The 24,734-nt window shown below is 64.6% G+C and carries 21 protein-coding genes; 19 read left to right on the top strand and 2 right to left on the bottom strand.

What is annotated here, in order from left to right; all coding sequences use genetic code 11:
* Nucleotides 1–124: 124 nt before the first annotated feature.
* The 5 genes from AB4Y77_RS08325 to AB4Y77_RS08305 all read left to right on the top strand — a co-directional run bounded on the left by AB4Y77_RS08325 (nucleotide 125) and on the right by AB4Y77_RS08305 (nucleotide 6,962).
* On the top strand, nucleotides 125–1,438 hold the full coding sequence (locus AB4Y77_RS08325) for an ABC transporter substrate-binding protein (RefSeq protein WP_442013556.1): 1,314 nt from the start codon (nucleotides 125–127) through the stop codon (nucleotides 1,436–1,438).
* Nucleotides 1,439–1,551: 113 nt separating this feature from the next.
* Nucleotides 1,552–2,484, top strand: coding sequence for a carbohydrate ABC transporter permease (locus AB4Y77_RS08320; protein WP_026547885.1), 933 nt, complete (start codon nucleotides 1,552–1,554; stop codon nucleotides 2,482–2,484).
* On the top strand, nucleotides 2,481–3,440 hold the full coding sequence (locus AB4Y77_RS08315) for a carbohydrate ABC transporter permease (RefSeq protein ID WP_311214842.1): 960 nt from the start codon (nucleotides 2,481–2,483) through the stop codon (nucleotides 3,438–3,440). The genes AB4Y77_RS08320 and AB4Y77_RS08315 overlap by 4 nt, the downstream gene beginning before the upstream one ends.
* A complete protein-coding gene (locus tag AB4Y77_RS08310; RefSeq protein ID WP_311214841.1) occupies nucleotides 3,437–4,450 on the top strand; it encodes a hydroxyacid dehydrogenase in 1,014 nt (337 codons plus the stop codon). The genes AB4Y77_RS08315 and AB4Y77_RS08310 overlap by 4 nt, the downstream gene beginning before the upstream one ends.
* Before the next feature lie 79 nt (nucleotides 4,451–4,529).
* The gene (locus tag AB4Y77_RS08305; RefSeq protein ID WP_442013555.1) at nucleotides 4,530–6,962 is read left to right on the top strand and encodes an HAD-IC family P-type ATPase; all 2,433 of its coding nucleotides are present in this window, start codon (nucleotides 4,530–4,532) and stop codon (nucleotides 6,960–6,962) included.
* Here the strand turns inward: AB4Y77_RS08305 and AB4Y77_RS08300 are convergent.
* A complete protein-coding gene (locus tag AB4Y77_RS08300; RefSeq protein WP_442013554.1) occupies nucleotides 6,944–7,354 on the bottom strand; it encodes a hypothetical protein in 411 nt (136 codons plus the stop codon). The genes AB4Y77_RS08305 and AB4Y77_RS08300 overlap by 19 nt on opposite strands.
* A gap of 133 nt (nucleotides 7,355–7,487) precedes the next feature.
* Here AB4Y77_RS08300 and AB4Y77_RS08295 point away from each other — a divergent pair, with 133 nt between their 5' ends.
* Entirely contained in the window at nucleotides 7,488–9,080 is a 1,593-nt protein-coding gene (locus AB4Y77_RS08295; protein WP_442013553.1) for an alkaline phosphatase D family protein, read from the top strand.
* 90 nt (nucleotides 9,081–9,170) lie between these two features.
* Here AB4Y77_RS08295 and AB4Y77_RS08290 read toward each other — a convergent pair whose 3' ends face one another.
* Nucleotides 9,171–10,697: a GMC family oxidoreductase gene (locus AB4Y77_RS08290; RefSeq protein WP_442013552.1), complete on the bottom strand. Its 1,527-nt coding sequence runs from the start codon at nucleotides 10,695–10,697 to the stop codon at nucleotides 9,171–9,173.
* A gap of 212 nt (nucleotides 10,698–10,909) precedes the next feature.
* On the opposite strand from AB4Y77_RS08290, the gene AB4Y77_RS08285 reads away from it, so the two are divergent.
* From AB4Y77_RS08285 to AB4Y77_RS08225, 13 genes are all read left to right on the top strand, one after another.
* On the top strand, nucleotides 10,910–11,887 hold the full coding sequence (locus tag AB4Y77_RS08285; RefSeq protein WP_442013551.1) for a helix-turn-helix domain-containing protein: 978 nt from the start codon (nucleotides 10,910–10,912) through the stop codon (nucleotides 11,885–11,887).
* Nucleotides 11,888–11,995: 108 nt separating this feature from the next.
* Nucleotides 11,996–12,688: a hypothetical protein gene (locus tag AB4Y77_RS08280; protein ID WP_442013550.1), complete on the top strand. Its 693-nt coding sequence runs from the start codon at nucleotides 11,996–11,998 to the stop codon at nucleotides 12,686–12,688.
* 35 nt (nucleotides 12,689–12,723) lie between these two features.
* Complete coding sequence (locus AB4Y77_RS08275; protein WP_442013549.1) at nucleotides 12,724–14,124, top strand: phage tail sheath family protein; 1,401 nt, start codon at nucleotides 12,724–12,726, stop codon at nucleotides 14,122–14,124.
* 1 nt (nucleotide 14,125) lies between these two features.
* The gene (locus tag AB4Y77_RS08270; protein ID WP_159708998.1) at nucleotides 14,126–14,605 is read left to right on the top strand and encodes a phage tail protein; all 480 of its coding nucleotides are present in this window, start codon (nucleotides 14,126–14,128) and stop codon (nucleotides 14,603–14,605) included.
* Between the two features lie 1,118 nt (nucleotides 14,606–15,723).
* Complete coding sequence (locus tag AB4Y77_RS08265) at nucleotides 15,724–16,482, top strand: CIS tube protein (RefSeq protein WP_442013548.1); 759 nt, start codon at nucleotides 15,724–15,726, stop codon at nucleotides 16,480–16,482.
* Entirely contained in the window at nucleotides 16,479–17,999 is a 1,521-nt protein-coding gene (locus AB4Y77_RS08260; protein WP_442013547.1) for a phage baseplate assembly protein V, read from the top strand. The genes AB4Y77_RS08265 and AB4Y77_RS08260 overlap by 4 nt, the downstream gene beginning before the upstream one ends.
* Nucleotides 18,000–18,338: a hypothetical protein gene (locus AB4Y77_RS08255; protein ID WP_442013546.1), complete on the top strand. Its 339-nt coding sequence runs from the start codon at nucleotides 18,000–18,002 to the stop codon at nucleotides 18,336–18,338. It abuts the gene before it with no gap.
* Nucleotides 18,339–18,351: 13 nt separating this feature from the next.
* Complete coding sequence (locus AB4Y77_RS08250) at nucleotides 18,352–18,786, top strand: GPW/gp25 family protein (protein WP_442013545.1); 435 nt, start codon at nucleotides 18,352–18,354, stop codon at nucleotides 18,784–18,786.
* Complete coding sequence (locus AB4Y77_RS08245; RefSeq protein WP_442013544.1) at nucleotides 18,783–21,425, top strand: baseplate J/gp47 family protein; 2,643 nt, start codon at nucleotides 18,783–18,785, stop codon at nucleotides 21,423–21,425. The genes AB4Y77_RS08250 and AB4Y77_RS08245 overlap by 4 nt, the downstream gene beginning before the upstream one ends.
* Nucleotides 21,418–21,948, top strand: a complete 531-nt coding sequence (locus AB4Y77_RS08240) for a phage tail protein (protein WP_442013543.1) — start codon at nucleotides 21,418–21,420, stop codon at nucleotides 21,946–21,948. Before AB4Y77_RS08245 ends, AB4Y77_RS08240 begins: the two co-directional genes overlap by 8 nt.
* Nucleotides 21,941–22,417: a hypothetical protein gene (locus tag AB4Y77_RS08235; RefSeq protein WP_442013542.1), complete on the top strand. Its 477-nt coding sequence runs from the start codon at nucleotides 21,941–21,943 to the stop codon at nucleotides 22,415–22,417. The genes AB4Y77_RS08240 and AB4Y77_RS08235 overlap by 8 nt, the downstream gene beginning before the upstream one ends.
* A gap of 54 nt (nucleotides 22,418–22,471) precedes the next feature.
* Nucleotides 22,472–23,401 carry a PASTA domain-containing protein gene (locus AB4Y77_RS08230; protein WP_442013541.1) on the top strand — a complete coding sequence of 310 codons (930 nt, stop codon included), beginning with the start codon at nucleotides 22,472–22,474 and terminating at the stop codon, nucleotides 23,399–23,401.
* 43 nt (nucleotides 23,402–23,444) lie between these two features.
* A complete protein-coding gene (locus AB4Y77_RS08225; protein ID WP_442013540.1) occupies nucleotides 23,445–24,686 on the top strand; it encodes a pyridoxal phosphate-dependent aminotransferase in 1,242 nt (413 codons plus the stop codon).
* Nucleotides 24,687–24,734 lie beyond the last annotated feature (48 nt).

Here is a 24,734-nt window from a genome sequence, read left to right as displayed (position 1 = left end):
AAATGTTTGAATTTGTTTGAAACGTTGAAGATGTTCGAACTTGCGGATTACATGGATCCATCACCGTGTGGCCCCAACCACATGTCCTCCCTCTTCGCATCGCAAGTCTTCAAAGGAGAACACCATGAAGCGTCGTCACCTATTCGCAGGGGTGGCCGGCCTGGCCGCAAGCACCCTGCTGCTCGCGGCCTGCGGGACCGGCCCCAGCACCTCCGCTGCTCCTACCCCCACGGAAGATCCCTCAGGGTCCATTACCTTCTGGTCCTCACTGGCCGGGATGGACAAGGTGGCTGAGGCGTTCAACGCCAGCCAGGACAAGATCAAGGTCAGCTTCGAAACCATCCCCAACGGCGCCAACGGTGGTTACGCTAAGCTCTCCACCGCCATCACGGCCGGCAACGGCCCGGATGTCGCCACCATCGAATACCCCCAGTTGCCGCAGTTCGTCAGCAACAGCCAGGTCATTCCGCTCGATGGCCTGATCAACAAGGCCGAAACAGTGGACAAGCTCACGGACGAGACCAAGGCTTTGGTCCAGTTCGGCGAGAAAACCTACGCCCTTCCGTACGACGCAGCCCCGATGCTCATGTGGTACCGCAAAGACATGCTGGCGAAGGCCGGCGTCGAGGTCCCTAAAACCTGGGACGAATTCGAAGAGGCCGGCAAGAAGCTCAAAGCCGTTGCACCTGACTCCTACCTGGCCAGCTTCAACCCCAACGAGGTAGCGGCGAGCGCAGGTCTGGCCTGGCAGGCAGGGGCCAAGTGGTTTGGCACCGAAGGCGACAGCTGGAAAGTCGGAGTCAACGACGAAGCAACGCAGAAGGTTGCCAACTACTGGCAGAAACTGATCGACCAGAAGATCGTCAAAGTCCAGCAGGCTTACAGCGACGAGTGGAGCCTGGACCTCGCCAACAGCACTGTGGTTGGCGTCGTGGGCGCGAACTGGAGTGCCACTGGAATCCAGAAGCGCACTGAGGCCAGCGGCCAGAAGGGCCAGTGGATCGCTGCCGAACTCCCCAACTGGGGCAACGAATCCGGCGCGTTCTACGGCGGTTCCAGCTTCAACGTGACCAAGAGCAGCAAGAACCCGGCTGCGGCCGCCAAGTTCGTCGAGTTCCTCACCACCAACCAGGACGCCATCAAGGCCCGCGGCAACACCGGCTCCGCGTTCCTTGCCTTCCCGGGCCTGACGCCCGTAGCCCAGCAGGCCTATGACGCCAGCTACTTCGGCAACGACATCTACGAGGTCTTCACCAAGGCGTACGGCACCATCACCCCGGGCTGGCAGTGGGGACCCAACTGGGACGTCACCAACACCGCCCTCAAGGATGCCTACGGCAAGCTCACCACCGGCGGCACCATTCTTGGCTCCGTCGATACCGCCCAGGACGCCACGGTGGCCAGCCTGAAGCAGGCCGGCCTGTCCGTCAAAGAGTAGTTCCGTCATAGAGCAGTTCCGCTAAGGAACCGTCGCTCACCGAGTAGCCCCACAGTCAGGGGGCCTCTTCCCGAGGTCCCCTGACGAGGCCCCCTCCCAGCTAGGAGAATCCCATGGCCACCCAGGCCCTCACCACCACAGTGCGCCGCCGAGGCCGTGCACTGGCAGGAACCGGCGGACGGACTGCCGCACTGTTCCTGGTCCCCTTCTTCGCGGTCTTCGCGATCGCCATGATCGCACCGGTGATCTACTCCCTGGTGCTGAGCTTCCACTCGCAGCAGAAGTCCGGACTGGGCTTTGGGGAAGCCAAGACCGTGTTCGTCGGGCTTGAGAACTACGTGCAGGTCTTCCAGTCCGAAACGTTCATGGAGGGCATCGCCCGCCTTGGCTTGTACTGCCTGATCTACATTCCCTGCATGGTGGGTGGCGCCGTGATTTTCGCTCTACTTTTGGATGCGACGGTGGCAAAGGCCCGCAAACTGTTCCAGCTCCTGGTGTTCCTTCCGCACGCCGTTCCGGGCGTCATTGCGGCGCTTATCTGGGCCTACCTCTACACTCCGGGCATCAGCCCGCTGGTCCAGGCGCTCCAGGGCGGCGGCATCCAGATCAACTTCCTGGATGCGCACATGGTCCTCCCGTCCATCGTGAACATCGGTGTGTGGGAATGGACCGGCTACAACGTGATCATCCTCTTTACCGCTCTCCAGGCCGTACCCCGGGAAATCCTGGAAGCCGCGCGTGTGGACGGGGCCGGCGAAATCCGCGCCGCCGTGAGCATCAAGTTCCCGCTGATCCTGCCGGCCTTGAGCGTCATCATGCTGTTCACCATCATCGGCACCCTGCAGCTGTTCACGGAGCCGAACATCATCTCCAAGGCCACAGCATCAGTCACCAGTACCTGGGTTCCCAACCTCTGGGCCTATGATGCAGCCTTCATCCGCCACAACCTCAACCAGGCCGCGGCGGCTTCCATCATCATTGCCGGACTGGCCGCGATCCTGTCCCTGGCCGTCACCCGCCTTAGCTCCAGGATGAACAAATCATGAGCACCCCAACACTCTCCCGCCCTGGCAACACCACTCCCTCCAAGCAGGCTCTCCGCCGCCACGGTTCCCGTTTTAACCGCAGCAGCACCCGCGGGAGCAACGGCGGCAGCTCCAACCGCAGCGGTGGGTTTGCCAGCAAGCTCACGGTCAACGGCCTCCTGATCATCGGCTCCGCCTACATGGTGGTTCCTGTCCTGTGGCTGGTCTTCGCTTCCACCAAGAACGCAGCCGACCTCTACGGCACCAGCGCCTATGCCTTGGGGAACTTCTCCCTGTTCGAGAACATCGCAAACGTGGCCAACCAGGACGGCGGCCTCTTCTTCCGCTGGCTGGGCAACTCCGTGATGTATGCCGGCGTGGGTGCCGTCTTCGGCAGCCTGATTTCGGTCATGGCGGGGTATGCGTTCGACAAGTTCCAGTTCCGTTGGAAGGACTCACTGTTCGGCTTCGTACTGGTGGGCGTCCTGATTCCCAACACCGCCACGGTGCTGCCCATGTACCTCCTGGCCTCCCTGGTGGGCATGACCAACACCATCTGGGCCATCCTCATCCCGGTCCTGTGCAACCCGTTCGGCGTCTATCTGGCACGGGTTTACTCCGCCAGCTACGTGCCGGCCGAAACGCTCGAGGCCGCACGCATGGACGGCGCCGGACCCGTCCGATCCTTCTTCTCCCTGGGGCTGCCCATGATGATGCCCGGCTACATCACCATCGCCCTGTTCCAATTTGTGGGCGTCTGGAACAACTTCATGCTCCCGCTGGTGATGCTCCAGGACCAGCAACTCCTGCCTGTCAGCGTCGGTATCTCCATCTGGCAGGGCTACTCCGTCCCACAGCCAGAGTTCACGCCCATGGTCATCACGGGTTCGCTGTTGTCCATCCTTCCCCTGCTGGTGGCGTTCATCATGCTCCAGCGCTTCTGGAAGTCCGGCCTCACCGCAGGGAGCGTCAAGTGACCACCACTCCACTGAACGTCGCGCTCGCCATGGGTCCCGGCGTCGTATCCCGGGTCTTTCCCCGGCGCAGGTTGGAGACCATGCCTTCCGGCCTGCGGCTGCTCAGCCCGGAGCCCATGGAGGACTTCACCTCCCCACGTTCCTTGGAGCTCCTGGCGGAGACGGACATCCTCATCACCGGGTGGAACTGCCCGAGGCTGGACGCAGCCGCCCTGGCCGCAGCCCCGCGGTTGACCCACGTCCTCCACGCCGGCGGAACGGTCAAGCACCACGTGGGCGACGAATGCTGGGAAAGGGGCATCGAAATCAGCACCGCCGCAGATGCCAACTCCATCCCCGTGGCCGAATACACCGTGGCCATGATCCTGCTGGCCAACAAGCGGGTTCTCCAGATCGCCCGGAAGCTGCACACGGAGAAAACCGGGATCGAGCCGGACCAGGTATTCCCGGACATGGGCAACTTCGGCAAACGGGTGGGCATCATCGGCGCCTCGAGGATCGGCAAGCACGTCATCCGGCTCCTGAAGTCCTACGACGTCCAGGTTGTGGTAGCCGATCCGTTCCTGGACGATGCAGCGGCCGCGGCCCTCGGCGTCGAACGTGTCTCCCTGGAAGAGCTCGTGGCGACGTCCGATGTCGTCAGCCTCCACGCGCCGTCGCTCCCGTCCACCCGCAACTTGATCCACCAGGGCCTGGTGGCCGTCTTCAAACCTGGAGCCACGTTCATCAACACCGCCCGCGGTGAACTGGTGGATCAGGACGCGCTGCTCCGGCGCATCGAGGCAGGCGACCTGTACGCCGTCCTGGACGTCACCACGCCGTGGGTACTCCCGGCGGACTCGGGCTTCTACACCCACCCCAACGTGTTGCTGACGCCGCATCTGGCAGGCTCGCTGGGTATGGAACTTGAGCGGATGGCTGTCAGCACCATCGAGGAAGCCCGTCGCATCGCACAGGGTCAACCACTCCTCCACAGGCTCCACGAGAAGGACCTCGCCTTCACCGCCTGACACCGCCGACGGCGACATAACCCGCCGTGGCTGGCATACTCAATCCCATCGCTCCACCGGCTCAACAATGGGGGCATGAGTGCCAAACGACAAAGACCTGCCAGGGGTAGGCGTCCGGCTAGTGGGGTCCTCGGCGCTGGGATTGAGCACTGCCGAGGTTGCCGAGCGGGTTGCCGCAGGACAAACCAACGCGTTCGTCCAGGACACCAGCCGCAGTGTGTGGAGCATTGTCCGCGCCAACGTGCTCACCCTGTTCAACGGCATCATCCTGGCCTGCTTCATAGTTTTGTTCGCTATTGGTCGCTGGCAGGATGCCCTGTTCGGGTTCAGTGCCGTGGCCAACGCGGTGATCGGCAGCGTCCAGGAGTACCGGGCCAAACGTGCCTTGGACCGCCTCGCCCTCCTGAACGCCCCACACGCCAGGGTGATGCGCGAGGGCTCCGAGGCCGACATCGACCTGGACGACGTAGTGCTGGATGACACCCTGATCCTCCGGGCCGGTGACCAAGTACCCGCCGACGGACTGGTGGCCGGATCACGGGGCCTCCAAGTGGATGAGTCCATGCTGACCGGGGAGTCAGACGCCGTGGAAAAGGCCGACGGCGATCGCGTCCTGTCCGGGTCCGTGGTGGTGGCCGGAGAAGGCACGGCGGTGGTGGACCGGGTGGGCGCGGATTCCTTCGCCAACTCCCTCGCCGCCGAAGCCAAACGATTCTCGCTCGTGGCCTCGGAACTTCGCTCCTCGATCGACCGCGTCCTGAAATGGGTCACCTGGTTCGTGGGTCCCGTGGCGTTGTTGGTCCTGAACGCCCAGATGATCGCGCAGGGCGGGTGGGCCGAGGCCTCGGCGAGTGGAGCGTGGCGGGACGCGGCGACGGCGACCATCGCCTCCGTCGTCGCCATGGTTCCGCTGGGGCTGGTGCTCATGACCAGCATTACCTTTGCCGTGGGGGCAGTGAAACTGGCCCGGCAACAAGTGCTGGTGCAGGAGCTTCCCGCTGTGGAGGGCCTGGCACGAGTGGACATCATCTGCCTCGACAAAACAGGCACCCTCACCCAGGGCGACATCGTTTTCGACGCAGCGCATCCCCTGGCCAAACGCCCTGGTTGGGAGGCCGTGCTCTCCTGGTATGGGGTGCAGAACGACGCAAACGCCACGGCCCGCAGCCTTGCCGGGCATTTCACGGAGCCACCCGCAGAGCCACCGACAGACCGGGTGCCGTTCTCGTCAGCGCGCAAATGGAGCGCGGTGATTTTCGACGACGGAATGTGGATCCTGGGCGGCCCTGAAATGGTGTTCCCCGGGCACAGTTCCACTGATCCTTTGCGGCAGCAGCTCGCCAACCAGGCCACAGAGTTGGCCACCACCGGCCGCCGCACACTGGTCCTGGCCCACGGCACGCCCACCGATGACGAGACCGTACCAACAGACGCCGTCCCGGTTGCGCTCCTGACTTTCAAGGAGAACATCCGCCCTGATGCTGCGGAGACGCTCACCTACTTCGCGGCACAAGACGTGGATGTCCGCATCATTTCGGGTGACAACCCGCAGACAGTAGCCGCCATCGCCCGGGAGGTAGGGCTCGATGCGCCCCACGGCTTTGACGCCCGCCAACTGCCGGATGACGACCAGGAACTCCTGGAGATCATCAACAACCACGTGGTTTTCGGCCGGGTTACCCCGGACCAGAAGAAGCGGATCGTGGTGGTGCTCAAGTCCGCAGGCCGCACGGTGGCCATGACAGGCGACGGCGTGAACGATGCGTTGGCCATCAAGGAAGCCGACATTGGCGTCGCCATGAACTCCGGTGCTGCAGCTACCAAGGCTGTGGCCCGGTTGGTGCTCCTGGACGGAAAATTCTCGCACCTGCCCAGTGTGGTGGCGGAAGGCCGGCAGGTCATCGCCAACATTGAGCGCGTCTCCATGTTGTTCCTGACGAAAACCGCCTATGCCACGTTCCTGGCCATCGCTTTCGGCATTCTCCTGCTGCCTTTCCCGTTCCTTCCCCGGCAGCTCTCAGTCACTGATGGTTTGACCATCGGCATTCCGGCGTTCTTCCTGGCCCTGTTGCCCAATGCCCAGCGATACATTCCAGGCTTCCTTCGACGCTCACTCACGTTCGCCGTACCGGCCGGTGTCTCTGTGACCTTGGGGCTTGCCTCCTACGCCCGCCTCGCCGCGAACCTGCAGATCCCGGAAGCGGAGATCAGGACCGGGTCAACCCTCATCCTGACGATCATCGGCATCTGGATCCTGGTGGTGCTCTCGCGTCCGGTCACACGCTTCAAAGGGCTGGTCATCGGCGCCATGATGATCGGACTGGTGCTGGTCTATTCCGTGCCGATCGCCCGGGACTTCCTGCAATTCACCGACCCAACGCTGCCTACGGCACTACTCGTCCTGGGAACGTCGGCAGCCTGCATCGCGCTGATTGAGATCGTCCGCTTCGTTCACCGCCGCGTTGCCTACCGGGATGCCCAGGAGGCACTGCATCAGCGGGTCTCGAAGTAGCGGCGTCCGCGTCCCACCCACAGCGGCACCAGCACGGCGACCGTGGCAATGGACTGGGAGATGACGGCCGACCAGTCCCCATCCCCGGCAATGATGAGATCCAGCACGGCAAAGACCAGCCCCAGCAGCATGACCGCCGTTGCGCCACGGCGTGCCGCGCTGCTTCCCCGCGCCACTCCTGAGGCAAGCCCGATCACCAACAGCCCGAACAGGATCATCCCGGCACCGAGCAACGTGATGGGCAGGGCGATGCCGCCGGACTGGGCCTCCGGGGTGTACCGCAGGAAAATCGTCAGGATCCCCAGAAGGATCTGGGCAATGCCACCGATGTACATCAGCACCACCGAGAATGTCACCACACCCGGCCGCTGAGGGCGCTCCCCCTTGATCATGACCTGAGCATAGACGAGTCCCCGGCAGTTCCGGCACCGGCGCAGAGGGGGATAACACCTTTTGTCACAGAATTAACCGCTCATTCATACCGCCCTTGAATCCAGTCAATCAGGGAATCCTAGGCTCGGCCATATGGAAAACATCTCCCGTAGATCCCTCATCTCAGCCGGCCTCGGGGCCAGCCTTGTCGCCGCCGTATCCGCTCCCGCCGCCAGTCCCGCCGTCGCGGTTTCAACAGCGGACGACGCCGGTCTCCGCACCGATCCCTTCACGCTAGGCATCGCGTCGGGCGAACCGTGGCCCGACGGCTTTGTCATCTGGACCCGCCTGGCAGTGAACCCGGTGGCCGAGGACGGCCTGGGCAACATGCCTTCCCGCCCCGTCGCCGTCGCGTGGGAAGTTGCCGAAGACCCGGCAATGCGCCGGGTAGCAGCCCGCGGCGTCGAGCATGCCAGGATCGAAACCGCCCACTCCGTGCACGTGGAACTCAAGGGCCTCAAGCCGGGCCGGGAGTACTTCTACCGTTTCCGTGCAGGGCGGCACGTGAGCGAAGTGGGGCGCACCCTGACCAGTCCGGCGCCCGGCGAGACCCCCGCCGCCTTGGCCATGGCATTCGCCAGCTGCGCCCAGTACGAGCACGGCTACTTCACTGCGTACAAGCGCCTGGCCGAGGACCACCCGGACCTGGTGCTGCACCTCGGCGACTACCTCTACGAGTACAAGAAGGGCAGCTACGTGATCGGCGGCGGCAACCCGCGCGATCATGAGGGTCCCGAGACTGTGAGCCTCGCGGGCTACCGCCAGCGGCATGCCCAGTACAAGTCCGACGCCGATCTCCAGGCAGCGCACGCGATCGCACCGTGGCTGGTGGTCTGGGATGACCACGAGGTGGACAACAACTGGGCGGACGAGATCCCCGAGAACAACGACGCAGGCCAGCTCAACGACACCACGGAGCATTTCCGCCAGCGCCGCTCGGCAGCGTTCCAGGCGTACTACGAGAACATGCCGCTGCGCCGGTCATCAGTCCCTGCCGGGTTCGACATGAAGATCTACCGCACCATCCAATGGGGCCAGCTGGCCAACTTCCACATGATGGACACCCGCCAGTACCGCGACGATCAGCTGGCGGGTGACGGCTGGCGGAAGAACATCGCCGAACGCCTGGACGAAAACCGCACCATCACCGGCGCCGAGCAGGAGAAGTGGCTGCTGGACGGGTTCAGGAACTCCACGCAGCGGTGGGACATCCTGGGCCAGCAGGTCTTCTTCGCCGAGCGGGACCGCGACAAGGCGCCGGAAATCGACGACGTCTCCATGGATGGCTGGGACGGTTACGCCGCCTCCCGCCGCCGCATCACCCAAGGTTGGGTGGACGCCAAGGTTCGCAACGCCGTCGTACTCACCGGCGACGTTCACCGCCACTGGGCCACCGACCTCAAGGTGGACTACAAGGACCCCGCGGCGGCCGTGGTGGGCTCGGAACTGGTGTGCTCATCCATCACCTCCACGGGCGATGGCACGGGGTCCATCACCGACCCCACCATGGCGTGGAACCCGCACCTGAAGTTCTACAACGACAACCGCGGCTACGTGAACACGCGCATCACCAAGGATGCCTTGACCGCGGACTTCCGCGTGCTGGACTACGTCACCACACCCGGCGCACCTGTCAGCACCAAAAAATCCTTCACGATCACCGACGGCGTCCCCGGTCTCGCCTGAGCCTGGTTCACCCAACTAGGTGACAGCACCTGCTCCAATGAGCCTTCATTGCGACGTTTGCTGTCACCCAGTTGGGTTGCCCGCCTTGGGCTATGAACCGAGGATCAGTTCCGCCGCTTTCTCCCCGATCATGATGGACGGCGCATTGGTGTTGCCACTCGGGACGAACGGAATGATGGACGCATCCGCCACCCGGAGCCCCTCGATTCCGCGGACCCGGAGCTGCGGATCCACCACGGACAGATCGTCCACACCCATTTTGCAGGTGCCAACCTGGTGGTGATAGGTCCCGGCCACCTGGCGGGCGAACTCCCGCAGCTGGTCGCGGGTCTGGACTGCGGAGCCAGGAGTGAACTCATTCTTTCGGAGCGGCGCGAAGGCCTCCTGCCGGCCGATTTCGCGGCACAGTATGATCGCGTCCACCAGTGCCTCCAGGTCATACTCGTCAGCCAGGATGTTGGGATCAACAAGCGGCGCAGCCGCCGGATCGGCCGAGGCCAGCGTCAACGTTCCGCGTGAGCGTGGACGGACAATTCCGGGTGCAATGGTGTAGCCGTGCTCAGGTGCTGCCCCTCCGTCGGTGGGGTACGGGAGGTGGAGGAACAGTGGCTGAAGGTCCGGCGCTTCCTCATCGGTCTGGTTGCTGTGCGCGTAGAGCTGGCTTTCAAGGAGGTTGTGCCGTCCCGCCACCAGCGGCTCCTTGGCTTCGTAGATGTTCCCGGCAAGCAGATGGTCGTGAAGGTTCTCACCGACGCCGGGAAGGTCCACCACCGAGTCGATGCCCAGCTCGCGCAGCTGTTTCGATGGCCCGATGCCGGAGAGCAGCAGGACCTTGGGAGAGCCGATCGCACCGGCGCTGACGATCACTTCCGCGCCGGCCGCCGCCCGGCGCAGCTCCCCGCCTGCCTGGAATTCGACGCCGGTGGCCCGCCCTTCGTGGACCACGATCCGCGTCACCAAAGCGTCCGTGGTGACCGTCAGGCGTGGGTGGTCGAGCACCGGAGCCACAAAACTCTGCCAAGCGCTGGCACGCTTACCGTCCTTGGTGGTGGTGTGGTTGAACCCGACGCCGGTCATCTGGATTCCGTTGAAGTCTTCCGTTTCGCTGTGGCCCAGTGCTTTGGCCGCGTCTACGAACGCCTGGGCGGCGGGGTGTCGCTCGGCGATGCGCTCCACGTGCAGGGGTCCGCCCTTTCCATGGAATTCGCTGGCACCGTCCTCGTGGTCTTCGGACTTCTTGAACAGCGGCAGGACTTCGTCCCAGGACCACCCCTCGGCACCATTGGCAGCCCAGGAATCGTAGTCGTTCTTGTGGCCTCGGATATAGATCATGCCGTTCAAGGAGCTGCTGCCGCCCAGTACCCTGCCGCGGGGCCAATACAGGCTCCTGTTATTGGCGTGCTTCTGCGGCGTGGTCATGACCGCCCAGTCGTTGTCGCCGGTCAGCAACAGCGGCCAGCCTTGGGGACTGTGGATGTTGGGATCGGTGTCCACGGATCCGGCCTCCACAACATGGACAGTGTGGCCGGCATCCAGCAAGCGGCGGACAATGACACTTCCTGCTGAGCCTGCACCGACCACCACATAATCCGAACGGTGGGTTGGGTTTTCAGCCATGGGTTCCTCCTTGAACGGGGCGTAACACTGAGTCTGATGCGCAACCGGGCCACGCTGGCCAGCGCCTTCAACAGCAGTCTGCCGCGCACCGCCGTCGTACATCTTGACCCGGTGCGCACAGCACTGCGCACCATCCGCACGCTTGTGATGCGGATCACTGGGCGGGACATGCCCGTGGGACACTGGAGATGTCATTTCAAAGGAGAACCGACGTGACCGGTGCCATCGCCAAACAGCCGCGGGAAGAATTCACCACCACTGCCCTCGCCAGGACCGAGCGCTTTGACGCGTGGAGCCAAGCCGTGAACAACGCTTTCGTCCCACTGTCCGTGGTGGCACGAAACCCCGACGAATTCGACGGCGGACTCATCAACCAGACAGTGGGGCCGGTCTTTCTTAGCGCGGTCTCCGGAACGGCGAGCCACGTCAGCCGGAGCACCAAAGAGATCCAGGCCAACGATCCCGGCTTGGTGAAACTCGGCCTTCAGCTCAGGGGCTACTCGGTAGTGGCCCAGGACGGGCGGGAAGCTGCCCTGACTCCCGGCGACTTCGCCATCTACGACACCACCAGGCCCTACGACCTCTACTTCGATGACGCCTTCCGGATGATGGTGGTCATGTTCCCGCCCGAGGCCCTCCACCTGAGCCGCAAGAGCATCGCCGCGCTCACCGCGTCCAGGGTTTCCGGCCGGCAGGGTCTGGGCTCGCTGACGTCGGCCCTGCTCGGGGCTGTGGCCAAGCAACTCCACGAGGGTGCCGTGGCCGATGCTGCCACCGTTTCGGATGCCCTCATGAACCTGGTCTCCGCCGTGTTCGCCGAGCGGGTGCCGCCGTCGTCGCCTCTGTCGCAGGAGCGGCTCGCGCTGATGGAGCGGATCGAGGCGTTCGTCGGTGCCCGCCTGGGCGATCCCGAACTGACCGTCGGCGACATCGCGGCTGCCCACAATGTGTCCGTGCGGTACCTCCAAAAACTCTTCGAAGAGCGCCACGACACCGTCAGCGCCTGGCTCCGCCGGCAGCGACTGGAGAAATGCCGCACGGATCTGGTTGACCCCCGCTTGCAGATGCGGCCAGTGTCCGCCGTCGGGATGCACTGGGGGTTCACGGACGCCTCCAGCTTCTCGCGGGCCTTCAAGACGGCGTTCGGATATTCGCCCTCGGAATACCGCTACTCGTACCGACCTGCCTGATCGCTCAGCGGGTGCTCTGGGTGAGCCAACCGTCAACCGAATGGAATTACCCCTGAAACCCCAGTGACTACGCGCAACAGCGGGAGTAACCTAGTCCCAGTTGCATTTGTGGTCACCTTTCGAGTTCTGGGTTCTGCCGTGGGCTATGTGCGTTCGTCGTTGACCGACCTTCTGGGTGTGCTTTCCGACGCCATCTCTCCCCAGCGCGTGCGGTTCGACGACGGCTCCCCCGTTGCAGGCGTACCGCCGCCTGACGCTCCCGTGACCGTCCATGCCGTCACGTTGAACCGTGTGGGAAGGTCCCGCCGGGACGGCCCTGTGTTGGACCTCGAACTCCGGGTAGCGGTTGAATGCCATGGAGCCGATCAGCTCGACACCATGGAAAAACTGCTTCTGGCCGTGGAGCACCACAGCCAGTATTCAGTGGTGTCAACCGGCGAATTCCGTCCCGAGGAATACTCCGGCTCCCTCCGGCAAGGACTGGGCTTCCTTGTCCGAATCCCTGTAGCCCTCCGCTTCGAAGAACCCTCCGGACCACCCGTCCTGGAGCCACTCATCGCCAAGACTGGCGTTGCCCGCCGAATCCACGGACGCCTTGTGGACGCCCACAACAAAGGCATCCCCGACGCCTATATCCACGCCCATTCCTCCGCCACGGCCGTGGTCAGCGATGCCACCGGCCACTTTGAGGTCCTGGCCTCGACGGATGAACTCCAGCACTTTGCCGTGGCTGTCCACGGCACGGAACGGGAAGTCTCGGCCAGCACCAGCAGCCTGCCGGTCATCATCCGGTGGACGTGAGCACCCGCTGAAGCGGGCAGGAAAGAGAGCGCACCATGGCGAACTATCAGGCGCCAGGCGTTTATGTTCAGGAAGTGCCCAGCGGCGCACGCGCTATCGGGCAGGTCAACACCAGCATCGCCGGGTTCGTGGGCCTCGCTCCCAACCGCGACGCCCTGGTTGACGAGCTCCGGGTCCTGGACAACTGGACCCAGTTCGTGGACCAATACGTCGGCAACGCGACAGCGGGCACACCGCTTTCGAACGCTGTGTACGGCTTCTTCTCCAACGGAGGAAGCCGTTGCTATGTGGTGAACATCGGCGAGGACGGCAGCCTCACGGGGACCGCGGCGAAGCCCACGGGACTCACCCTGTTTGAGGCTGTGGACGACATCTCCATGGTGGCCGCGCCAGGTTTCGCCACCGCCGAAGCGTACGCCGCACTTCAGGCACACGTTGAGCATCCGCTCCGCCAGGACCGCATGGCGATCATGGACACGGTGGAGAAAGTGGACGACGTCGGCGCTCTCACCCGGGCGGCGACGTCCGGCGTACCTGATGGTGCTGCTTCGCCTGAATCGGATGGCGCGACGGCGGACGCGGACTCTGATGCCGACGCTTCAGAAGCCGGGGACGCAACGGAGGAAGCGGACGACGCCGGAGGCAACCCGCCGTCGTCGTCCTCTGTGCCGTCTGACGCACCCGAATGGCCCGACTCAACGCGTGCCGCAGCGTCCGCGTCCGCATCAGCCAGCCCGGATGCGGAAGCCGGCGAACAACAGGACCTCGGCGCCCCGCAATCCCCCGGCGGCTACACGGCACTGTATTACCCGTGGATCGTGATGATCGATCCCGTGTCCGGCAAGAAGGTGACCCAACCGCCGTCGGGCCATATTGCTGGTGTGTGGGCACGCGTTGACGCGACCCGCGGCGTCCACAAGGCGCCCGCCAACGAGCCCATCCAGGGCGCCATCGACCTTGTTCGTCGGGTGAGCCGCGGCGAGCAGGAAGTCCTGAACCCGGCCGGCGTGAACTGCATCCGCTATTTCCCTGGCGAGGGCATCCGGATTTGGGGCGCCCGAACCAAGGCGCCGGAGGCCAGCGAATACCGCTACGTGAACGTCCGAAGGCTGACCAACATGATCAAGGAATCCGTGGCAGATGGCACGCGCTGGGTGGTGTTCGAGCCCAACGACCACACCCTGTGGAAGTCGATCCGCCGCGACATCGGCGCGTTCCTGACGAATGTGTGGCGCGATGGAGCGTTGCTGGGGACTACTCCTCAACAGGCGTTCTTCGTGAAGTGCGACGAGGAAACCAACCCGCCCGAGGTCCGCGACGCCGGGCAAGTGGTCACACTGATCGGGATCGCGCCCGTGAAACCGGCCGAGTTCGTGATCTTCAAGCTCATGCAATCGGCGGACAACACCAGCGAGACAGAGAGCGCAGGAGCCTGACATGACCACCCCAACACCTGCCGCCCAGCCCGGCAATGTGGTGGACCCGTACCGGGCCTACAACTTCAAGCTGGTCATTCAAGGCGTCGTGCAAGGCCATTTCACCAAGGTGGAGGGACTCGGCCTGAAGATCGACCGCATCCTCTACCGCTCCGGCGGCGAGAACAGCACCGTCCGCGTCATCCCCGGCCAGGTGGAATACACGCCGGTGACCCTCAAGTACGGACTCACCGACTCCACCGAAATGCTGCAATGGCTCTTCAAGGCCGTGGATGGAAAAGTGGAGCGCCGCAACGTGTCCATCGCGATGCTCAACGACGCCGGATCCGTGGAAGTACGGCGATGGAACCTCCTGGGTGCCTGGCCGTGCGACTGGTTCGGTGCGCCCCTTGACGCCCTGGGCAAGGACCTCGCCATCGAATCCCTCAGCATCGCGTACGACCGCCTGGAGCTCGACGATGCCCGCGCTCCCGTCGCCTGAGACCGGGTCTTCCTGGCGGGGGTCGGCGGCGCGTCGTTTGCGGGGGGTGGCTGCGTGGCTGGATGGTGGGGCTACCGGGGATTCGGGGGCGTCCTCGGAAGGCACGACGTCGGTGCGCGGGTTTGAGCTGGCTGGCGCACCCGAGCATTGGGTCCAGTTACTCCGCGACGCCGGGCTGGCCCCACCCGTTGCGGGGCCCGCTCTACGCCCTTGGTCCCGTTTTAGGCGCGCACACCAGGCCCCACAACGCACCCCACAACGCACCCCCAGCGAAACCCCACCCGTTGCGAGGCCCGCTCTGCGTGCCTGGAAGCGCTTGAGAGGCGCAAAGCGGGCCTCACAAGTTGCTAAAAGCATCCCAATTTCTCAGCCCGGCCCGTCCTTCCCCATCCCAAGCCCGCCCGAATCACCCGCGCCGGATCCAACTCAGCCTTCTAATACGCACCCCTCTTCCGGTAACCGGCGACCCTTCGTGCCCCCGGTACCCCAAGCAAGTCTCGCTGTGAGGCCCGCTCTACGCGTCTGGATACGTTCCAAGGGCGCAGAGCAGGCCCCACAACACATCCCCAGCGAGGCACCACCCCTTGTGGGGCCCGGTGTGCGCCCTTTGGCTCCCCGTAAGGACGCAGAGCAGGCCCCGCAACGCATGCCCGTGTTGAGGCTTCGTCCGGCTCGGTCAAGATCCCTGCTCGCCGCCCCCACCAACGTTGCGGGGCCCGTTGTGCGTGACTCAAGCACACCCAAACGCGCAGAACAGGCCCCACAACACACCCCACCCCTTGCGGGGCCCAGTATGCGTGACTCAAGCACACCCAAACGCGCAGAACAGGCCCCACAACGCATCCCCAACGAAGCCCCACCCCTTGCGGGGCCCGCTGTGCGTGACTCAGGCGCACCCAAACGCGCAGAGCAGGCCCCACAACGCACCCCCGAGCCCCAGGGACACCCAAGCGCCGTCCGGAACCACACGCCCGCGCCGCCCACCCGTGGCACGTGGCCCGAGCTCACCCCACGACCCGCCCACACCTTAAAAAACACCCAGTCCGCCCCACTGACTCCCCTGGAAAACGCAATATCCCGCCAGACCCGCCTCCACGACGAACAGGCGGCACTCTGACATGGAACGTGTCGCTTTCCTGATCGAGGACACCGGGGAACACCTCGGCTGCCTGCTGAACCCTGAAACGGTGGTGATGCAGCGATCGGCCGGTGTTGAGCCGCGTAGGAGTGCGGGCGGCAAACTGAGCGGCAGCGGATTGGCGGACGATCCCCTGCTCTTCACCGGGGGCGGCCACACGGAACTGCGGCTGGACCTGTTGTTCGACGTCGACCTCGCGCCGGCGTCGCTCCATGTCCAGGATGTGCGCCAAATGACCCGCCCCATCTGGGCGCTGGCGGAGAACAGCGCCGAAGTCGAAAGGCAGCGCAGGCCGCCGTCGGTCCGGTTTGTGTGGGGCCGTGCCTGGAACGTGCCGGGCATCGTGACGGAGGTGGCGGAGCGTTTCGACCGGTTTGCCCCGGATGGTTCCCCGCTCAGATCCTGGATGCGCATGGTCTTCGTCAGGGTGGGGCAGGCCGCCGATGAGGAAGGCGGCGAAAACTACGAACTCGCCCAGCGTCTCCCCGCCATTGACCTGACGGCCCCTCCTGTGGACACGCTGGCCGTGACCGGCGACGGCAGCACAGACCGGGATGCGTTCATGTCCGACGGCGGCGAACTGCTTCCCGAGGTACCCCCGGCTGAGCTGGGACGACTGTCCGTGGAAGCGTTCGGCACACCCCTGCTCTGGAAACTCCTCCTGGAGTACAACAACATCGACGACCCCGCGCACTTCAATGGACCACTCGCCGTTCCGCCCATGGGTGACACGCCATGAGGCAACTCCAGGGCCTACCGGAACTCATCGTCACCCTCGGCCGGCGCAGGCTGAGCACGGCCGAAACCGCCGCCATAGTTTCCGTCCAGGCGCTCAGCTCACTGGCACGCCCGGCCCAGTGCCTCATCAGCTGGCGTCCCGGCCCCGGACGCACTGCGTCAGCAAGGGGAGGCGTGGATCCAGCACCCGGAGACGCCCTCAGGGTCGAGCTCGGCGGCCAGCGGACACCGCTCTTCGTGGGCGAGGTGACGGTAGTGGAGTACAGCTACGGCGCGGATCTCGGACAGGAAATCCGGATCAGGGCATACGACGCGTTGCACCGCTTGCGGAAGCGCCAATTCACCCGGCTGCACAACGACGTGGACCTCGCCGGGCTCGCCAGGACGCTCTGCGAAGGCACCGGGCTGGACGTGGTGGGCGGCGGCGACCGGCTCGGCCAGGTGTACCAGTGCGCGCGGACCGACCTCAGCCTCCTCGTGGAACAAAGCGCCCGGGTGGGCGCCTACCCCGTGGTGCACGATGGCACCCTCAGGCTCACAGGACTCGACGGCGAAGGCGAACCTTTGGAGCTAAGCCTTGGAGCCACGCTTCATTCCGCGGACGTTGAGCTCAGCCAAGAACCGGCATATGCAGGGGCCCAGGCCAATGGCTGGCGCAGTGACGACGCCTCCGTCCACCAAGCTGACGCAACAAACAGCGACGCCAAAGCCCAGGTCACAGCCGATCCGGCGCTGGCCAGCGTCGGGGCCGGCGGCAACCTCAGACGCGACAACGAGGTCCTCGAATCCACCGCGCTCGCCGACGGCCTTGCCATGGCAGAGCTGGACACAAGGGCCGCGGGCCAGGTCACGGCCGTCTTTGTCGCCGAAGGCAATCCCCGGCTGAGGGCAGGCGGTCGGGTAAGGATCAAGGGAGTCGCGCCGAGCATTGAGGGAACGTACCTGATCGCGAGCGCCTCGCACCGCTTGGACGGGACCGGCTACGAAACCACCCTGACCACCCGGCCTCCGAACTCCGTCCCGGAACGGCGTCCGGACGTTTTTACCCTCGGGATGGTCACTGATGTGGATGATCCCGAAGCCCGGGGCCGCGTCCGGGTCAGGCTCCCCGCCTACCCCGACCTCGAAACCAATTGGGCTCCTGTGCTGACTGCAGGCGCAGGTCCGGGCAAAGGACTCGTTGTCCCGCCGGCTCCCGGAGACAACGTCCTGGTCCTGCTCCCGGCCACCGATCCGGCGCAGGCCATCATCCTGGGCGGCCTCTACGGCAGCGAGCAGCCCCCGGACAGCCGGATCGGCACTGACAGGGGCAGCCGCTACACCTTCCGTAGCGCGGACGGTCAGCAGGTCATGCTCGACGGCGGTGCCCACACCGTCAGCTTCACCGACGGCCACGGGTCCTCCGTTGAGCTGGGACCGGACAAACTCAGGATCACTGCCGCCACTGACCTGGTGCTCGAGGCCCCTGGCAAGGCCATGAAGATCCGCGCCAAATCCGTCGACTTCGAGGAGGCCTAGATGAGAATCCTCGTCAAGGAAGCAATCCTGCGCTGTGGGCACGACGGCAAGGTGGAGAACGTGCCCTCCCAGGAGTGGGTCCGCATCAAGGATTCCCCCATTCTGGTGGACAGCGATCCCCAGGGACGGGATATCAGCATGTGCCCGCATATCGGCATCAACATCAAGCCCTGCAACAAGACCCTGCCGGTGACCAAGGGCTATTCAACGTTCATCACGATTGGCGGCAAGGCGGTCTGCCTGGACACCGTGGAGGGCTTCACGGACGGGACGCCCCCGGGTGCGGTCAAGTACAACGTCCGCAGGCCCGGACAAATACTCGTGGGAGCCGGTTCATGAAAAGCCACCAGCCATGAGCGCCCCACGTTACAAGTCGGTGGCCTTCATCCACCCCGACTTCGACGCCACCGCAGGCATTCCCGGACTCAGGCTGACGGCGTCGGGAATGCTCGCCACGGTCACGGACGCGGCGTCGGTGAGGCAAGCCCTGCTCCTCCTGCTGAGCACCCGGCCAGGCGAGCGCGTGAACCGACCAACGTACGGGTGTCATCTCTTTCGCCTGGCTTTCGCACCGGCCGACGACACCACGGCCGGTCTCGCTATCCACTATGTTGCCAGGGCGGTAGAGCAGTGGGAGCACCGCATCACCGTCCTGTCCCTTGACGCCTCAAGGTCGCAGGAGGGGCCCGAAGTTCTCGAAGTCAGGCTGAAATACCGCGTGCGGACCACCCAGCTTGAGGACCAGATCACCATCGCCCTGCCCGTGGAATCCGGAGGTGCAGCATGAGTATCCCCGTGCCCAACCTGGACGACCGCAGCTTCGCGGACCTCGTGTCCGGTGCCCGCGAGCGCATCCAGCAGATTGCCCCGGAATGGACCGATCTCTCCGTCCACGACCCCGGCATCACCATCGTCGAGGCCTTCGCGTACCTCACGGACACGCTGATGTACCGGCTCAACCGTGTGCCGGACAAGCTGTACGCCGTGTACCTGAACCTGCTGGGAACCTCCCTCTATCCGCCAAGCACAGCCGAAACCATGCTGGAATTCAGCCGCGCTTCCGCCTCGACCCCCGATCATGAAATCCGCATCCCGCGCGGCACCCAGGTCAGTTGCCCTCCCGGCGTTCCCGGTTCACCCCAGCCGGTATTTACGACGACGGCGGCAGCCACGTTGGCGTCCGGCAAGACCACCGTCCTGGTCCCGGCGGCCGATGTCGCACTATACGATGCCGTTCCTATCGGTACGGGAACCGGCAGACCCGGCCAAAGCCTGGTGATCCCCAACGCGCCGATCGTCTCGGGCGCAGGGCTGGCAATCGCCGTCGAGGTTCCGGCAGGGACGCGGTTGAGCAGCGGCGAGGCGGTACTGGTGGACGGCAGGACGTTCCGGTATTGCCAGGAAGTGGGGGCGTTCGCTGACGCAAGGCCCGGGGAGATGCCGGTGCGGATAGATCGAAGTGCCGGCGTCGCGATGTTCGCCTGGTGGGACGAGGAGTCCACAACGCGGACAGGCGCCGGGGAAAAAGCACCGGTTCCGGGCCCCGGCGCCGAAGTCCGGGCCTGGTACCGCAGCGGCGGGGGTGCCGGTGGGAACGTCGGGGCCGGCCAGCTCACGGTGTTGCGCTCCGCTATTCCGGGGGCCAAGGTCACCAATCCGGAACCTGCCACCGGGGGCCGTGACGGGGAATCGTTGGAGAACGCGCTGAGGCGTGCCCCGCAGGATTTCCATGCCCGCGACCGCGCTGTCACCGTCCGCGACTACGAGGTCCTGGCCCTGCGGCACGGCGGTGTGGGCCGTGCGCGCGCCTTCACTCGCAAGGAGCTGTGGGCGTTCGCCCGCCCCGGTGAGGTGGAAATCGTGCTGGTGCCGTTCGTCCCCGGAAGCGGGGCAGCCGGAAGCCGTGCATCGGTACAAAAGCCCCTTAGGGCAGCCGAACTCGCGGCTCATGCCCGGGACGAAGTACGGCTTGAGGTGGAACAGTATCTTCGCAGGCGCTCCACGGTCGGCGCCGAGCCCGTGGTGCGCTGGGGACTCTATAAGCAGGTGCTGGTCGATGCGAGGATCGTTGTCCGTCCCGACGAGGATGCAGAGGCCGTGAAGTCCCGGATCGTGGGAAGGCTCTCTGAAGGAATCAGCCCGTTGAGCCCTGACGCCTCGAGTTACGGATCGGGGTTCGGCAAGCCGTTGCGCGTATCCAACCTGTACCGGGCCATGGAGGAAGCCGAACCTGGGGTGCAGTACGTGGACCGGGTGACGCTGGAGGTGGACAAGGTTCCGGACTCCGACGCCGTGGCGTTGGTGCAGGCAGAGGGCCAGGACAAGACGTGGTTCGTGGCACAGGGCAGCACGTTGTTCCGCACTACGAACGCCGCCGACGGATGGGAAGCCTGCGCAGAGTTTGGTGATACTTCCGACGGGGATGCTGAGGAAACAGTGCGTGCGATCGCGCCGTTCCGTTCACCCGCGCCGGGCCGGGTCGGGCCCGAAAAGCATCCGGGGATGGTGGCTGTCAGTACCGTCACGGCCACGGGTTCCCGTATTTACATCAGCGATGACCTCGGCGAATCCTGGCGGAAGGCAGCAGAGCTGGGTTTCGTCGTCGCCGATTTGTGCTGGGTGGACCGGCAGGGCGAGCCGCTGTTGCTGTTGGCCGGCGAGCACGGACTTTACGAACTTCCCGTCGGCCAGGGCGCCATTCCGGTGCAGAATGTGGTGGACACGAGCCAGCCTGACCGCGGCTTCTATGCCGTGGACGCGCTGGTGGACGTCCGCGGCAGGACGGGGGTGGTGGTGGCCGCCGAGGCGTCGGCGGGTGTGTGGCTCTCCCCCGACGCCGGAACCGCGGGGAGTTTCAAACAGGTGAAAGCGGCAGGCGAGGACATCCGCTGCATGACCGTCCAGTACGACGGCGGCGCGAGCTATGTGTGGCTCGGCCGCGCAGTGCCGGAGGGCACCGGGACGGGATGCTTGCGGTTGAAGATCGACGAACTGGGCCGCACGGATTTTGACGAATCGTTCATGAACTCCTGGGAGCAGTTCAGCGCCGGGTGGACCGGCGGCAGCTGTTGGGGCGTGCACGTGATGGGCAAGGCCGCATATGCCGCGACCCAAAGCGGCGGTGTCCTGCGGCTGCAACTCGGTCACGCCGCGGCGCAGTGGAGCGTCCCGGACGTGAACTGCAAGCTGCCGTTGCGGGACCGGACGCGGTTTGAGCCCGTCCGATCTGTGTCCGGCGCAGTTCTTGCCGGCGGCCAGGTCCTGGTGCTGGCCGCCGGACCCAAGGGTGTCTACCGCAGCAAAGACGACACCGTCTCTTGGGAAAGTTGCACCAGGCGGGTGGTGGACGATGTTGTGACGCTGCCGGATACGTGGCTGTTCTGCTCGGGTGACCACAGGATCGAGGTGGTCCACGGCAATGGATAGACCTTCCGAATCATCGAAACTCCTCAAAGTCCTCCCCGAAGTGTTCCAGGTAGCCGCCGATGCCAGCGCACCCATGCAGGCACTTCTTGCCGTGGCAGAGGACATGCACCAGCCCGTCCGGAAAGTCCTTGACCGCCTCCATACCGTTCCGGATCCGGGGCGGGCACCGGCGTCGTTGATTCCTTTCCTGTCCCGGTGGGTGGACCTGGACTGGTTGACGCTCCCCGGGGCAGAAGGCGCCACCGGGGGTTCCGGCGCGGTGCCCATCACACGTCAACGTGACCTGATCGCCGCCGCAGCGCAGCTCTCCTCACGGCGCGGAACCGTTGACGGGCTCACCCGGTTCCTCCACCTCGCCACGGGGGTGACGGGTTTCGACGTCGAATCCGTCCCGGGTGCATTCCACATCAAGGTGATGGTCCCCGCCGGGGCTGCCGGGCAGTTGGAACTGATCCGGAGGATCGTCAAAGGCGTGAAGCCGGCGCACGTCACCCACGAGATCGAGGTGCGGACCGGTGAATAAGGAGAACCGGACACCCATCATGGTGGTGATTGCCTGCGGGGTGATCGCGATCCTGGTGCTGGTGTTCGGCGTCAGCTGCGGCGGAGGCAACGACGACGCCGCCGCGGATTGGCAAGGCGGATTCTCCGGACCGGCCGTGGGCGCCAAACTCACTGCCGCGGACTTGTCGGTGCAGAGTGGCTCCTGTTCGGCGTCCGATACACAGTTGGTGGTGACCGGCACCTGCGTGTTTGACGTGATGGAGTTCGGTGGCGGCCTGTTCTCCTTTGGGCCGCCCACCAAGCGGGCCAGGCTCGCGCCCCAACAAGCTGTGACTGTTTTCATGTTCGTCCAAGACACCCGTGCCGAGCAGGACTCCGGCCCGGGGAAGACCGTGGACGTGACCTTCGGGACCTCCGGCGGACAGCTGGGAATTGCCTGCCGGGCGCTTGGAGTTTGTGTGCTCCTGATCCAGGAACCCGGAGGATGACATGACCTGCTGTGCACCGAATCCATCACCCGCCATCCCAGGAGTTGTTGTGCCATGACTGCCATCACCATGACGTTGAGCTCCCCGGACGTTGTCCTCAAGGATGGAAAGGGATCGCTGACGGCGTCCGTCACCAACGGCTCCGCCGAAGCCGAGCGGGTGGTGCTCGGCGCGTTCCCCGGGCAGGTGAGCAGTCCGCCGTCGAAAACGTATGCCACCATCTCCAACCCGTTGCGGACCATCGCTGCCGGGGCCACAGAACAGTACGTTGTCAGTTTCGACACCGCAGGTGCCGCCTCAGGCAGCTACCCGGTGAAATTGATCGCATACTCCGCCGACGACGCTCCGGAAGATTACGCGGACCAGGCGCATGTGGTCACGCTGAGTGTTCCCGCTGCCGAAGAACCCAAACCGCCCCGGCCTTTCCCATGGCTGTGGGTGATCATCGGGGGCGTAGTGCTGCTCGCCGTCGTGGGCCTGATCCTGTTCTTCATCTTCAAGGACGCCAACGTGCCGGATGTGAAAACCAAACCGCAGGCCGAAGCGGTGAAGATCATCGAAGATGCAGGGTTCAAAGCCACCACATCGCAGACCGAAAGCACCTCACCTGAAGGAACTGTGGTGAACCAAAGCCCGGCAGGCGGCGAAAAGGTGGGCCGCGGCAGCACGGTGAATCTGGAGATTGCGGCGCCGGTCCAGATGAGGGTTCCCGAAGTTGTTGGTCTCTCGGTTGAAGATGCCCGCAGTGTCCTCCAAGGGGCGGGGTTGCAAATGGACTTCACAGTTGCAGCCGCCTGCCGCACCTCCAGGGACGCAGGACGGTTTGGCTGCTTTGTGGCGGGAGTTTTTCCTAACCCCGGCGAACCCATCAGATCGAATTCGCTGGTTTTGGTGAAAACGCGTATCGGGCTGCGTCTTGACGTTGATGTGAAATTCAATGAGTGTCTCACCGACCCCAGGTGCAGGGAGGTCCTGCAACGATGAGACGTGTTTGCCCGCTGGGGCCGGCGCCATGAAAAGATCAACCATGCGTCCGATGCAGCACTCCAGCAAACTCCAGAACGTCCGCTATGAACTCCGTGGACCCATCCTCCAGGCGGCCAAGGCCATGGAGGCCGAGGGACACCGCATCCTCAAGATGAACCTTGGGGACACCGCGCCGTTCGGTTTGGAGGCCCCGGAGTCTGTTGTGGTGGACATGATCCACCACCTCCGCGGCGCGCAGGGCTACAGCGATTCCAAGGGCATCTTCTCCGCCCGCACCGCCATCTCGCAGTACTACCAAACCCGCGGGCTGATGACCATCGGCGTCGAGGATGTCTTCATCGGCAACGGCGTCAGCGAGTTGATTTCCATGACCCTGCAGGCCTTCATGGAAAATGGCGACGAGATCCTCATCCCTGCCCCCGACTACCCGCTCTGGACCGCTGCCGTGACGCTGACCGGCGGCCAGGCCGTGCACTACCTCTGCGATGAGGAGGAGAACTGGTGGCCGGACATGGCCGACGTCGAAGCGAAGATCACCCCACGTACGCGTGGGATTGTCATCATCAACCCGAACAACCCCACGGGCGCCGTCTACCCCCGGCACATCCTGGAGCAGTTCGCATCACTCGCGCGGAAACACGATCTGGTCCTGTTCTCGGATGAGATCTACGAGAAAATCCGTTACGTCGATGCTCCCCATATCCACACGGCCGCTGTAGCCGAGGACGTATGCGTCCTGACGTTCAGTGGGCTGTCCAAGGCGTACCGCATGCCCGGCTACCGGGCCGGCTGGGTTGCCGTCACGGGACCTTTGACGGCGACGGCGGCCTACCGCGAATCGCTGGAACTGCTCGCCTCACTGCGGTTGTGCGCCAATGTTCCTGCGCAGCACGCCATCCAAACCTGTCTGGGCGGGTACCAAAGCATCGAAGCCCTCATCCGTCCCGGCGGACGTCTGCGCGAGCAGCGGGACCTGGCATGGAAACTCCTGACTGCGATTCCGGGCGTCAGCTGTGTCCCCGCAGCCGGGGCCATGTACTTGTTCCCGCGTTTAGACCCGGAAATCTACCCCATCGCCTCTGATGAGAAATTTGTCCTCCAGCTCCTGCAAGAGCAGAAGATCCTGGTCTCGCACGGCACTGCTTTCAACTGGCCCACACCGGACCATTTCCGGTTCGTGATCCTCCCCGACGTCGGAGACATCGAAGAAGCAGTCCGTCGCATCTCCACGTACCTGGCCGCGTACCGGAACCGGGCGGAAGACCCCGTACACGAGGAATAAAACCGCAGAAAACAGCGGCTGCGTGTTCAATAATCCAATCGATAGACG

The sequence above is a fragment of the Paenarthrobacter sp. YAF11_1 genome (assembly GCF_052113445.1).
In the GTDB taxonomy this organism is placed as follows: Bacteria; Actinomycetota; Actinomycetes; order Actinomycetales; family Micrococcaceae; genus Arthrobacter.
The sequence above is the reverse complement of the archived record's forward strand: the minus strand, read 5'-3'. Positions and strand labels throughout refer to the sequence as shown.

Excerpts from the sequence above, each read along its gene's own strand:
- AB4Y77_RS08240 (WP_442013543.1), top strand. The coding sequence starts at position 21,418 with ATGGATAGACCTTCCGAATCATCGAAACTCCTCAAAGTCCTCCCCGAA.
- AB4Y77_RS08230 (WP_442013541.1), top strand. The coding sequence starts at position 22,472 with ATGACTGCCATCACCATGACGTTGAGCTCCCCGGACGTTGTCCTCAAG.
- AB4Y77_RS08275 (WP_442013549.1), top strand. The coding sequence starts at position 12,724 with ATGGCGAACTATCAGGCGCCAGGCGTTTATGTTCAGGAAGTGCCCAGC.
- AB4Y77_RS08255 (WP_442013546.1), top strand. The coding sequence starts at position 18,000 with ATGAGAATCCTCGTCAAGGAAGCAATCCTGCGCTGTGGGCACGACGGC.
- AB4Y77_RS08225 (WP_442013540.1), top strand. The coding sequence starts at position 23,445 with ATGCGTCCGATGCAGCACTCCAGCAAACTCCAGAACGTCCGCTATGAA.
- AB4Y77_RS08320 (WP_026547885.1), top strand. The coding sequence starts at position 1,552 with ATGGCCACCCAGGCCCTCACCACCACAGTGCGCCGCCGAGGCCGTGCA.
- AB4Y77_RS08265 (WP_442013548.1), top strand. The coding sequence starts at position 15,724 with ATGGAACGTGTCGCTTTCCTGATCGAGGACACCGGGGAACACCTCGGC.
- AB4Y77_RS08300 (WP_442013554.1), bottom strand. The coding sequence starts at position 7,354 with ATGATCAAGGGGGAGCGCCCTCAGCGGCCGGGTGTGGTGACATTCTCG.
- AB4Y77_RS08325 (WP_442013556.1), top strand. The coding sequence starts at position 125 with ATGAAGCGTCGTCACCTATTCGCAGGGGTGGCCGGCCTGGCCGCAAGC.
- AB4Y77_RS08295 (WP_442013553.1), top strand. The coding sequence starts at position 7,488 with ATGGAAAACATCTCCCGTAGATCCCTCATCTCAGCCGGCCTCGGGGCC.
- AB4Y77_RS08250 (WP_442013545.1), top strand. The coding sequence starts at position 18,352 with ATGAGCGCCCCACGTTACAAGTCGGTGGCCTTCATCCACCCCGACTTC.
- AB4Y77_RS08270 (WP_159708998.1), top strand. The coding sequence starts at position 14,126 with ATGACCACCCCAACACCTGCCGCCCAGCCCGGCAATGTGGTGGACCCG.
- AB4Y77_RS08245 (WP_442013544.1), top strand. The coding sequence starts at position 18,783 with ATGAGTATCCCCGTGCCCAACCTGGACGACCGCAGCTTCGCGGACCTC.
- AB4Y77_RS08260 (WP_442013547.1), top strand. The coding sequence starts at position 16,479 with ATGAGGCAACTCCAGGGCCTACCGGAACTCATCGTCACCCTCGGCCGG.
- AB4Y77_RS08315 (WP_311214842.1), top strand. The coding sequence starts at position 2,481 with ATGAGCACCCCAACACTCTCCCGCCCTGGCAACACCACTCCCTCCAAG.
- AB4Y77_RS08290 (WP_442013552.1), bottom strand. The coding sequence starts at position 10,697 with ATGGCTGAAAACCCAACCCACCGTTCGGATTATGTGGTGGTCGGTGCA.